8 protein-coding genes and 1 pseudogene are annotated in these 11,379 nt (G+C 39.0%); 1 reads left to right on the top strand and 8 read right to left on the bottom strand.

The genetic code is table 11. The annotated features are described in order from the left end of the window. Nucleotides 1-556: 556 nt before the first annotated feature. The 7 genes and pseudogenes from DWX73_RS11665 to DWX73_RS11635 all read right to left on the bottom strand — a co-directional run bounded on the left by DWX73_RS11665 (nt 557) and on the right by DWX73_RS11635 (nt 9,862). The gene (locus DWX73_RS11665) at nt 557-2,527 is read right to left on the bottom strand and encodes a beta-propeller domain-containing protein (protein WP_118348921.1); all 1,971 of its coding nucleotides are present in this window, start codon (nt 2,525-2,527) and stop codon (nt 557-559) included. A 14-nt stretch (nt 2,528-2,541) separates the two neighbouring features. After that, nucleotides 2,542-3,057 (bottom strand): RNA polymerase sigma factor, encoded by a 516-nt coding sequence (locus DWX73_RS11660; RefSeq protein ID WP_118348920.1) that lies wholly within the window; start codon nt 3,055-3,057, stop codon nt 2,542-2,544. An 89-nt stretch (nt 3,058-3,146) separates the two neighbouring features. Continuing rightward, nucleotides 3,147-5,437: pseudogene (locus DWX73_RS11655) on the bottom strand (hydratase). Nucleotides 5,438-5,533: 96 nt separating this feature from the next. After that, nucleotides 5,534-6,625: a PucR family transcriptional regulator gene (locus DWX73_RS11650; RefSeq protein ID WP_118348919.1), complete on the bottom strand. Its 1,092-nt coding sequence runs from the start codon at nt 6,623-6,625 to the stop codon at nt 5,534-5,536. A 65-nt stretch (nt 6,626-6,690) separates the two neighbouring features. Further along, complete coding sequence (locus DWX73_RS11645) at nt 6,691-8,037, bottom strand: glucose-6-phosphate isomerase (protein WP_118348918.1); 1,347 nt, start codon at nt 8,035-8,037, stop codon at nt 6,691-6,693. Between the two features lie 139 nt (nt 8,038-8,176). Further along, nucleotides 8,177-9,016, bottom strand: coding sequence for a hypothetical protein (locus tag DWX73_RS11640; protein ID WP_118348917.1), 840 nt, complete (start codon nt 9,014-9,016; stop codon nt 8,177-8,179). A 150-nt stretch (nt 9,017-9,166) separates the two neighbouring features. Beyond that, a complete protein-coding gene (locus DWX73_RS11635) occupies nt 9,167-9,862 on the bottom strand; it encodes a 5'-methylthioadenosine/adenosylhomocysteine nucleosidase (RefSeq protein ID WP_118348916.1) in 696 nt (231 codons plus the stop codon). Nucleotides 9,863-10,077: 215 nt separating this feature from the next. Here DWX73_RS11635 and DWX73_RS11630 point away from each other — a divergent pair, with 215 nt between their 5' ends. After that, on the top strand, nt 10,078-10,332 hold the full coding sequence (locus DWX73_RS11630) for a TIGR03905 family TSCPD domain-containing protein (protein WP_118348922.1): 255 nt from the start codon (nt 10,078-10,080) through the stop codon (nt 10,330-10,332). 463 nt (nt 10,333-10,795) lie between these two features. On the opposite strand, the gene DWX73_RS11625 is transcribed toward DWX73_RS11630, so the two are convergent. Then, nucleotides 10,796-11,236, bottom strand: a complete 441-nt coding sequence (locus tag DWX73_RS11625) for a DUF6147 family protein (protein ID WP_118348915.1) — start codon at nt 11,234-11,236, stop codon at nt 10,796-10,798. Nucleotides 11,237-11,379 lie beyond the last annotated feature (143 nt).

Here is an 11,379-nt window from a genome sequence, read left to right as displayed (position 1 = left end):
CATTCGTCTAAGTTATTCTTTGATTTATTGTGGTATTGTCTTTTCAATATGTTTGTAAATACTTATCTGAGAATCTTTTTTAATCCAATAATTTCTCTCCGAATTAGCTGATTATTCTACTTTGATTTGGATTATAATCTATGGTAAAGGCTTTCACTACAGGAACTTGTATTTACCATACCACTCACATATTGAATTGTCTGCTCTACATCCAATGGTCAAAGCCTCCTTCCGTTATATTCCAATCAAATCTACTTTTCTTTTTCTTACTTGAAAACTATTCTATTTCCTTTTCAGATTTATCATTCTTCCTCTTTTTTAAATTCTTTCCTGTTACTTCCTTTCTCGTCAGAAATAACTTTGAATTTTGTTCCCGGAAGCGATTCTTCTTACTTGAAAATTGAATTGTTTCCGTTTCGGAAATTATTGAATTAGTTTTCTTTGATTAGGTTGACTTTATAATACCATCCGGATTCTATTTTGTCAATACTATTTTGAAATATTTTTAATTTTATTTGTTATATTATTTATTTTATCTTTATTTTCTGTTAATTTACTATGGAAGAAGTATATCGTCAACCTTTTTATAAGTCGGTATCTGGTAAGATTCGATTACATTTCCCCCAACAATATACAAACGTTCTCCCGAATAGAGTCCCTTAGCATCCATCCACGATGTATTGTTGATCTCTTCCTCCATAGCTTTTTCAAATCCGGCTTCCGGATGATAGTTAAATACATAGTATTTCTCATTCTCACCATATGCCGGGAATCCAATCATGTTCTTCTCCTCATCAATGAGTACCGCTTTATAGTCATAAAGTGCAGCGCTTCCATACACATTTTCCAGAACTGTCTTATGAATTTCTTTCACATCTGCCGGATCTGAAATATCGAACATAGAAATCTTCACTCCATTTGTTGTGACACCGGATTCATCCACATCCATTCCGATACCAAGTAATAATCCTTCTCCATACGGATGCAGATACTCTGAAAATCCAGGGATCTTTAGACTTCCAATCAGTTTCGGATTCATTGGATCGGATAAATCTGCCGAAAATAACGGATCTACTTCCTTAAACGTTACGAAATACGCCGTATCCTCCATAAATCTTGCTGAATAAATTCTCTCTCCCGGAGCAATTCCTTCAATACTTCCAACAATCTTCAAGTTCTGATCCAACACATAAAGCGCATTACTTTCTTCTGCTTCTACCTCTTTCTCTTCTTCCAATTCACGAAGAAGCGGTTCTACACGACTCACCTGATCATCTTTCATTACAACCATGCGAAGATATCCGTTATATTCGTCAATTGAAAACGAATCTTCTAATCTTCCGTCCACATTAGCAGCTGCCTTACCGTCAAGCTTTCCATCTTCATAAGAAATCTTTCTGATACATGTGGAAATTGCTCCTTCTTCGTCCCGAGACGTCTCACAAAGATAAATATGATCGGAACTTACATATGTCATTCCTCCATTATGGAAAATCCCCTTGCTGTCTACAATATTATTCGGTTCTTCCAGATTAATTGAGGATGCAACATAATACATATTCCCGCTCTCTTCCAATGGCAGCAAAATTTTATTTGGTTCAATAAGTTTTTCCTCTACTTCCGGAACATATAACTCCGGCTCATTTTTCTTGCAATCCGCTGATGCATAGAAATTACTGAACACATATAAATATCCGTCAGAAATTCGCGAGCTGTCATAACTTCCGGACTGTGTGACGCGTCCGATCTCTTTTATATTTTCCCGATCCTGAATATCATAAGTCAAAACACATGTCTTTTCCTGATAAACAGAATCCTCTGCTTCTTCCTGTATGACTCCAAGCACGATCAGCTGTTTTCCCTGTACATAAAGTTCTGCTCCCTGCATCCCTTTCTCAAGATCAATCGTTGCTACTGATTTCATCTCTTCCTCACGAATATCAACAATATTAATCTGTGCCAGTGTATCTTTCAGAATATACAGAAATTCGCCGTCCGTCTTCACGATGTCGCCTTCAGCAATTCCTTCTGTCCTTACATTCGTATCAGAATATCCCTGACCTTTCGGTGCTGCATCTGTATTCTCGGCAATTGCTATCCCATCCTCTCTCCGCGCGCCAGAATAAAGGCTCGTATCATACGCAAAAGATTCATTTACTTTTTCCATTTGTTCTGCATTCGCCTGAATATAGTTATAGACTTTATCATAATTCTCCGCGCATAAAATAGATGTCTGAGCTTCTCTTCTTCCACTGTCAAGCCCCGGAACATAATCTGACACAAGCCCCGCTGTCCGATCTACTTTCAGCGCCGATGCCGCTGCTCCGATCACTGCCAGAAATACAGCCGCTGCCGCTGCCCTTGTATATGCTTGTTTCCAATGAAATGCTTTCTTTGATTTCTTTTGTTCTAATTGATGATCCCGCAGCATCTTTTCAACATTCTCAGGCTTAAGAGATTCCGGTACTTCTGTATCCTGTGTCATATAATCCAAATTCTCTACAATCTTCTTCTCGTTATTATCCATACTTCAAACCTCCTTTAAAACTTCAGCTTCTTGGAAAGCTTGTCAAGCGCCCGACTTCTCTTAGAACGTACTGTGTTAGAATTAATTCCAAGCATTTGTCCAAGTTCCAAACTCGTATATCCTCCAAATACAGTTAACCCCACAATCTCTCTCTCTTCCTCTGATAACTCCTGAAATGCATTCTTCACATCATATGCCTGTGCATAATCCGGATGCTCTGACTCTTCCGGCCGCTCTTCAATCGGTCTTTCTACCTTCTGACGCAATTTTTTATTACAAATATTCACAAGAATCTTAAAAATCCATGCATGAAATGCCTTCTCATTTCTTAATTGCGGAAGATTCTCATATGCCGCAATTACCGTTTCACTCACCGCATCTTCCGCATCCTGCTTATGTCCCATTGTATACAGCGCAAACCGGTATAAATCTATATAAATCTGCTCATATAATTCTGCAAAAGCCTCTGTACTGCCTTTCTTTGCTCGCTTAACAAGAAATAGATTCGTCTCTTGATCAGTTTCATACATAAAAATCCCCCTTTCATTACTCTGTCATACATATAGAGTAACAAAAAGGGGACAATGTTGCACAAAATATTAAAATTTTTATATTTTATTTATCCGCGGTAATAATTAATCAGGCATCCCTTTCGGATAATCTCTCGTTCATTATCTGTCAGCTCTCCCAGTGCCAGCTGAATTTCTTTCAGTTCTGTACCAACCACATAAGCTTTTACCGATACTTCTTTTTCTTCAATAGCTCTGCGGATTTCCGGCACATAAATATAATCTCCGTTCCGGAATGATAGCGCAGTATCTTTTTCTTCTGTAAGGAATGGAAGCATTCCCCAGTTGATCAGATTGGACCGATAGCGCTTTGTTGCGTATTCATTTGCAATATTCGCCCATCCTCCAAGTACCTTCTGGCAGGAAGCCGCCTGCTCACGGGCTGACCCATCTCCCGGTTTTACTGCAAAAATTGTACTTCCAATTCCTAGATTTCCCTCTCCTGCTTCCGGAAATTTTTCCTTAACCTTAGCCATTACCGGCTTTAATTCTTCTAATACTTCCAACGGACAGCTTCCGGCTTCAATCGCTTTTTGTGCTGCCTGCACTGTTTTTGCGCGTCCAACATATTCCGGATCTTTTCTGGACAGAGCAAATTCTGCCAGTCCAAGCGGATTTGAACGATAAGAAGACGTCTCTCCGGATGGAATCAACTCATCTGTTGTTGTAACCGGATCATGTATTTCAGATACTACTTTTAACAGAAGATTCTCCGGAAGCTCCGACATTTCCGGCCAGTCTTTAATATTAGGTCCGAATTTAATCTCCACAGATGGATCTGCTTTTCCATGACTGTCAAATACTCTGTTTGCATAAATTGTTTTATCAAAATAGTATTTGCGCTGTCTGTATTCTATATCAAAATCTGTTGCCGGTGTCAAATAGCCCTGATTTGCGGCAGTTGCTGCAATAGATCTTGCATCCATAAGTGCAACTGAAGCTATCTGACCATTCTGAAGTTTAGATCCCTCCCGATTCGGGAAATTTCTTGTAGAATGACGAACACTGAATGCACCATTGGCAGGTGTATCTCCCGCTCCGAAACAAGGACCGCAAAATGCTGTTTTCAATACAGCTCCTGCTGCCATCAATTCTGCCGCCGCACCATTTTTAACTAATTCCATATAAATTGGCATGCTTGCAGGATACACACTAAATGTAAATTCATCACAACCGATATTTCTGCCGCGGACAATATCTGCCGCTGCACAAATATTCTCAAAACCGCCTCCGGCACATCCCGCAATAATTCCCTGCTCCACATATAGTTTTCCATTGCGGATTTTATCCTGAAGCGAATACGCTACTGCCCCTTCAAGGCTCACAAGCGCATTTTTCTCTACTTCATGGAGAATATCGTCCAGATTTTGATTCAGCTCTTCAATCGTATATGTATTGCTTGGATGGAACGGCATTGCAATCATCGGTCGGATACTTCCAAGATCTACATAGACAGCTCCGTTATAGTAAGCAATTTCCCCAGGTTCCAACTGCCGATAGTCTTCCGTTCTTCCATGAATGTCATAAAATTCCCGGATAACATCATCTGTTTTCCAAATAGAAGACAGACAAGTTGTCTCCGTTGTCATAACATCTATTCCGATTCGGAAATCTGCGCTTAGCTTTTCCACCCCAGGGCCGACAAACTCCATTACTTTATTATTGACATAACCATTTTTAAATGTCGCGCCAATAATGCTAACGCAACATCCTGTGGACCAACACCTTTGATCGGCTCACCATCCAGATATACAGCAATCACTTCCGGACGTTTGATATCATATGTTTTATTTAAAAGCTGTTTTACAAGCTCCGGCCCGCCTTCTCCCATTGCCATCGTACCGAGTGCTCCGTATCTCGTATGGCTGTCCGAGCCGAGAATCATTTTCCCGCCTCCTGCGAGCATCTCTCTGGCAAACTGATGAATAACCGCCTGATGCGGCGGCACATAGACACCACCGTATTTCTTCGCACATGTCAGTCCAAACATATGATCATCTTCGTTAATGGTACCGCCTACCGCACAGAGACTGTTATGACAATTTGTCAACACATACGGCATTGGAAAACGCTCAAGTCCGGATGCTCTCGCTGTCTGGATAATTCCGACAAAAGTAATATCATGAGATGTCAGTTTATCAAACCGAATCTGGAGACGTTCCATATTCCCGGACAGATTGTGTGCTTCCAAAATCTGATAAGCAATTGTTTCTTTTTCCGCCTCGCTCTGTGATACAGATTTTCCTGTTCGTTGTTTTAATACCGCTTCGATATCCGGTCTGTCTTCAAGTAACTCTGTTCCATTTACTAAATATACACCGTTTTTATATAAATTGACCATGCAAACAACCTCCTGTCTTATCTATTTTCTGATTCTTTTCATTTTAGCACAGCAAATTATCAAAGACAAGTCATTCTTGTTGTCGCACACAGCATATTATTCTCTCTGTTTTAAGAATTTCAAATGCTCAGAAACCATCATCGCAATCTTAAATGTCAGCGCATCATCAAACGTCCTTACGTCAAGCCCTGTCATTTTCTGTATTTTTTCCAATCGATATACCAGAGTATTTCGGTGCAGATATAACTGTCTTGCTGTCTCTGAAATATTTAGATTATTTTCAAAAAACTTATTGACTGCTGCAATCGTTTCTTCATCAAACTGATCTACGCATTTACCTTCAAATACTTCCTGAAGATACATTTCACAAAGCGATACCGGAAGCTGATAGATCAAGCGTCCAATTCCAAGCTCATTATAGGCAAGAACACTTCTCTCTGCATAGAAAATCCTTCCAACATCCAGCGCCATTCCTGCTTCTTTGTATGACTTAGAAACATCTTTCAGTTCATTCACAATAGTACCATATGCAACACGCACATTTACCATCGCTTCTGTTTCCATCATATCTACAATCGTCTTTGCAATTTTCAAAAGAGCCTCATATCCTTCTGATTCTTCAAGCGCCTTAATCAAAATCATACTTCCTTCGCTGACTGCTGTCACGAAATCTTTCGTATCTCCGGCATAGATTCCCCGAAGCATTTCCATGACCATTGCATCATCTGATGTCTTTGGTTCAATCAAAAAGACCGCTCTTTTTGTATCACTCTCTACATGAAGCCGCTTTGCCTGATTGTAAATATCCGCAAGCAGAAGATTATCTAAAAGCAGATTTTGAATAAATCTGTTCTTATCCAAATGTTCCTTATATGCCTGCTGCAGATTTTCAAGCTGACTTACCGCCATCTCTCCTACTAACTGACAGTCTCCCGTATACTCTTTCAAAGCCAAAATCTGTACCGGAATCCCTTCGTCCGATACAACGAAATAAACGTTTTTATTTACTGACTTCATTGTCAGCCATGCAACATCTTCAATAACTTCCTGTACTTCCCGGTTCATTACAGCTGTTGTATTTTCAACCCCCGCAATGCATTTTCCCTCCATATTCCAGACAGAACACTGTGCACCTGAAATTCTTTCAATATCTTTAATAATTTTATGCAATACTTGATTTGATAACAATGATTTCCTTCCTCCGTACACGAAAGACGGAGCTTATCGCTCCGTCTCCCATTTTCTATTGTATATTAAAGTCTCTTTAATAACTCTTCGCGTTCTTTTTCAAATCCAGGTTTTCCAAGAAGCGCAAACATATTTTTCTTATAGCTCTCTACGCCCGGCTGGTTAAATGGGTTCACGCCTGAAATATATCCGCTGACACCACATGCAAATTCAAAGAAATAGAAAAGCTGTCCAAGATAAAATTCATTTTGTTCAGGAACATTTACCATAAGATTTGGAACGGATCCGTCTGTATGCGCAAGAATTGTACCATTCATTGCACTCTTATTGACAAAATCAATGCTCTTTCCTGCCAGATAATTCAATCCGTCTAAATCTTCTTTTTCCTCCTGAATATACAACTCTTCCTGTGATTTTTCCACATTTACAACGGTCTCAAACATAATACGGGAACCATCCTGAATAAACTGTCCCATAGAATGAAGGTCTGTTGTCAGATCCACTGCTGCCGGGAAAATACCTTTCTGATCTTTTCCTTCGCTTTCTCCATAGAGCTGTTTCCACCATTCACTTACATAATGAAGACTCGGTTCATAATTCGCCAAAACTTCTACTGACTTTCCTTTGCGGTGTAAAATATTGCGGATTGCTGCATATTTCAGTGCATCATTTTCTTCAAATGGTTTTTCCAACGCAAGTTCTCTTCCTGATGCAGCTCCTTCCATTAATTTCTCAATATCAGCTCCACTAACCGCGATCGGAAGCAGTCCTACTGCTGTCAGCACAGAAAAACGTCCTCCGACATCATCCGGTACAACAAAGCTCTCATATCCTTCCTCCGTTGCAAGCCCTTTCAATGCTCCACGCGCTTTATCCGTTGTCGCATAAATTCTTTTTGAAGCTTCTGCCTTTCCATATTTCTTCTCTAACATCTCTTTAAAAATACGGAATGCAATCGCCGGCTCTGTTGTTGTTCCTGATTTGGAAATAATATTCACAGAGAAATCACGATCTCCGATTACATCGATTAAATGTTTGATATATGTACTGCTAATACTATTACCTACAAAATAAATCTCTGGTGTCTTGCGAATCTCTTTTGAAACCATATTATAAAAATTGTGTCTCAAAAATTCAATAGCAGCTCGTGCACCAAGATAAGAACCGCCAATTCCAATGACAACCAGCACTTCTGAATCCTGTTTGATCTTCTCAGCTGCTGCCTGAATTCTTGCAAATTCCTCTTTATCATAATCAACCGGCAGGTCAATCCATCCAAGAAAATCATTGCCCGCTCCCTCTCTTGACAGAAGCAGTTTCTTTGCCTCCTCTGCTAATGCTTTCATGCTATCTACTTCATGTTCGCCGATAAATGTATTCGCTTTTGCATAATCAAATGTTACTTTTGCCATAGATCTACACTCCTTTTTATCTCTGATCCGGATATCCTATCCTCTGAAGAAATACAATATCACAGTAAGAAGTTGTAAAAACCCTTACTGTGATATATTTAGCAAACCCTTATTCGTTTCGCAAGACAGACATCTGAATTTATGTACGCTGCGCTAAAAATTCTTCCAAAATCTCCCGAATCATTGCCTCTCTCGGTACTGCATCAGCCTCTGCTTCGATCCGCTCCTTCTCTTCCGTTAAAACTCTGTCCGATGTTTCCATCTGTAAATTCATTTCTGCAGTTGTTTTTGCAAGTGCTTCCTGTATCTGTACTGCCTCCGGAGATATCTCCTCTTTGCTGCTCTCTTCTTTTGTATCTGCCATGGGCTCGCAAAGAAAAATTTCTCCATTCTTCTGTATTTCTTCACTCACAAGTTGCTCCCGCTCACAAGAAGATCTCATCGCTGTCTCTTTTTGATATAGCTTCTCATATCGATGTGCACAAACATTTTCCAGATAATCTATCATATATGTTTTAGAAGATTTTAACAGATATTTCTCATCAGTTGTAACATGCAAAAGAAACAAAAGCATCATCAGCACTGCACCACTTCCCGCATATCGATAAATTGCTTCTCCCATGCCATACACATAATAATGCATCCACGCACCGAGCACACCGAGCAATGCACTCATCCACATTGTCTGCTTTTGCATCTGCTGCCATGTATGCAGACGAAGCCCTAAAATTCGATATTCAAAAACGTACTTGTCTACAAACGCCCCAACATTCTGTACCTTGTCGCTGACCATACAGGCATGTTCGTATTTTGCTCTCATTAGTTTCATCAGCTTATGTGTACTCTTATTCATGTTTCCAGATGCACGCACAAGTCTCTTCAGTGCAAATTGAGAAACCAGTTTACTGCAAACGCCTATTGCAGCCACAACTCCCATTACATAGAACATTACATTATAATCTACCATTGTTCTTAACATTGTAATTGTTCCCTCCTTCTTTCTTCTCTGTGTTTCACTGTGCACACATTATATCGCAAAAAAGAAGGAAAGGGAGTCCAAATCGTTCGCCACATTTCTACATTCCGCCAACTGATTTCTGTCGCATCTTATCAAATGATGCTCTTCATCCTAGCCGAGTTTTTTCAGAAGACATTTCACAAGCCTTACAGAATGGATAATTGCCTTCGCTTCAAACTCCGGATAATCTACTTCTGCACTATTGTCGGCTTTATCCGAAATTGCACGAATTATGACACACGAAACTTTATTCAAGTATGCCGCATGTCCAATCGCAGCTCCTTCCATCTCTGTACACTTCGCCCCAAAGAGCGACACAAGTCTTTCTTTGACTGCATTATCCGATATAAACTGATCTCCACTGACAATCCGTCCAGTATATGTATGGATATCCGGATTTGCCTCTGTATTCGCTTCGACTGCTTTTTCTATAAGCTCTTTATCTGCTGGAAAGGAAAATACATCCATGTTTGGCACCTGTCCTACCGGATCTCCAAAAGTTGATGCATCCACATCATGCTGAACCATATCCGTGGAAATAACAATATCGCCGATATCAATTGCTGCATCTAATGAACCTGCAATACCTGTATTAATCAGCTTATCCACATGAAATTTATCTACTAAAACCTGTGCACAAATTGCAGCATTTACTTTTCCAATGCCGCTCTTCACAATTACAACATTCTGACCACATAGATTTCCCTTATGGAAAATCATAGATGCATATTCTGTTTTTTCTTCTACATTCATATCAGAGATCAGAGTCTCTACTTCATCCTGCATTGCTCCAATAATTCCTATCATAACTTAGAATCTCCTTTTTATCTATCTCATAATTACTGCTATTATACAGACTCTCTAAGTCTTTTACAAGCAATAATATCCGTATAAAGACAATCTCGATTATTGCAGACATTTATAGAAATTTCACATAATTGTAGCAATCCTAAAATGTCTTTGATATAATATCCTAGCAAATAAATCAATAAATAATGGAGGATTTTATCATGGAACATATTATGGAGTACACACCAAAAGGTGTCTGCTCACGGCAGATTCTTTTTGAAATCGAAGATGATATCATTAAGTCAGTTAAATTTGTTGGCGGATGCCCGGGAAATACAGTAGGCGTTGCATCTCTTATTCAGGGAATGAATGTACATGAAGCAATTTCCCGTTTAGAAGGAATTCGCTGCGGAACAAAATCAACTTCCTGTCCGGATCAGCTTGCTACAGCTTTAAAACTTGCATTAGAACAACAAGATAATAAGTAAACAAATTGACAAACAAGACATGTCTTATAGATGTGCATATATTTGTATATATTTTATGAAAAGATACCTGTCCGTTACAAATCTAATTGTTTCGGAGAGGTGTTTTTTATTATCAGACACGAAACCTTTTATATACTTTTACTGCATTTAAAAGTTCCGCAAAGTATGGAAACTGTTTCTTTATTTCTTGTGATTCTTTTACCGAAATGCTATACTGAAGCTGATCTATAGAAGAAAAGAAATGATTTTTTAGGGGCTTTGCCCGCCGCTTTCATCTTTGCTCATTAAGAGCTGTATGGTTTGTTGTTTACATATTATTGTTTTTTGGTATTTGGTATTGTATGTTATGAAAGCGGCGGGCAGAGCCCCTTGTTGCAAAAATCATATTGTTGACGGGTTACTTGAATAACTTAATTGATGTGTGATAAATAATCTTGTTGATAGTTACTGAATTAGCAATTAATTAAATGTACAGACCATCCGTCCAGGAACTGCTGCTGTCGGTATTAGCTCCATGAATACTCTTTACACGATAGAAATATCCAATCGGTACTGTTAATGTTTTACTGGCTGCCACCATGTCAATGTTAGTTTTTGATGCAGAAAAATAATCCTGCTGCACCCATGCATTTCCCATAAGACGTTCTACACGAACACCTACTGATATTCTTGAAACTGTTGTATGGGCGATAGTTCTTCCTTTTGCATAAATCTTTCCGGTTCCAAGCTTTGTAATGTCCGACTTTCCCAATTGCAAGTACTGCCCATATGGAACTACATCTGTACATCCCTCTGATTTCGTTTTTTCAGCATTAATTTCACTGGCGAATACCGCCTTAGCAGGACAACAAACCGTTCCCACTGTAAGCACAGCTGCTAAAATACAAGATACTATTTTTTTCATTTTTATGACCTCCTCTATATATTAGACAACTGTACTTTAAAAACCTTACACATTTTTTAGAAAAAATTTAAATTATTTATAATTTTTTTCATTTCATCTTTTTCTATTTTCCCATAAATACAATACCATGTTTGATTATATTC

Source organism: Coprococcus sp. AF21-14LB (assembly GCF_003458885.1).
Taxonomy (GTDB): Bacteria; Bacillota; Clostridia; order Lachnospirales; family Lachnospiraceae; genus UBA9414.
This window is presented reverse-complemented; position numbering and strand designations above follow the sequence as displayed.

Coding starts and splice junctions, on each gene's coding strand:
- DWX73_RS11625 (WP_118348915.1), bottom strand. CDS start 11,236: ATGAAAAAAATAGTATCTTGTATTTTAGCAGCTGTGCTTACAGTGGGA.
- DWX73_RS11630 (WP_118348922.1), top strand. CDS start 10,078: ATGGAGTACACACCAAAAGGTGTCTGCTCACGGCAGATTCTTTTTGAA.
- DWX73_RS11635 (WP_118348916.1), bottom strand. CDS start 9,862: ATGATAGGAATTATTGGAGCAATGCAGGATGAAGTAGAGACTCTGATC.
- DWX73_RS11645 (WP_118348918.1), bottom strand. CDS start 8,037: ATGGCAAAAGTAACATTTGATTATGCAAAAGCGAATACATTTATCGGC.
- DWX73_RS11665 (WP_118348921.1), bottom strand. CDS start 2,527: ATGGATAATAACGAGAAGAAGATTGTAGAGAATTTGGATTATATGACA.
- DWX73_RS11660 (WP_118348920.1), bottom strand. CDS start 3,057: ATGTATGAAACTGATCAAGAGACGAATCTATTTCTTGTTAAGCGAGCA.
- DWX73_RS11640 (WP_118348917.1), bottom strand. CDS start 9,016: ATGTTAAGAACAATGGTAGATTATAATGTAATGTTCTATGTAATGGGA.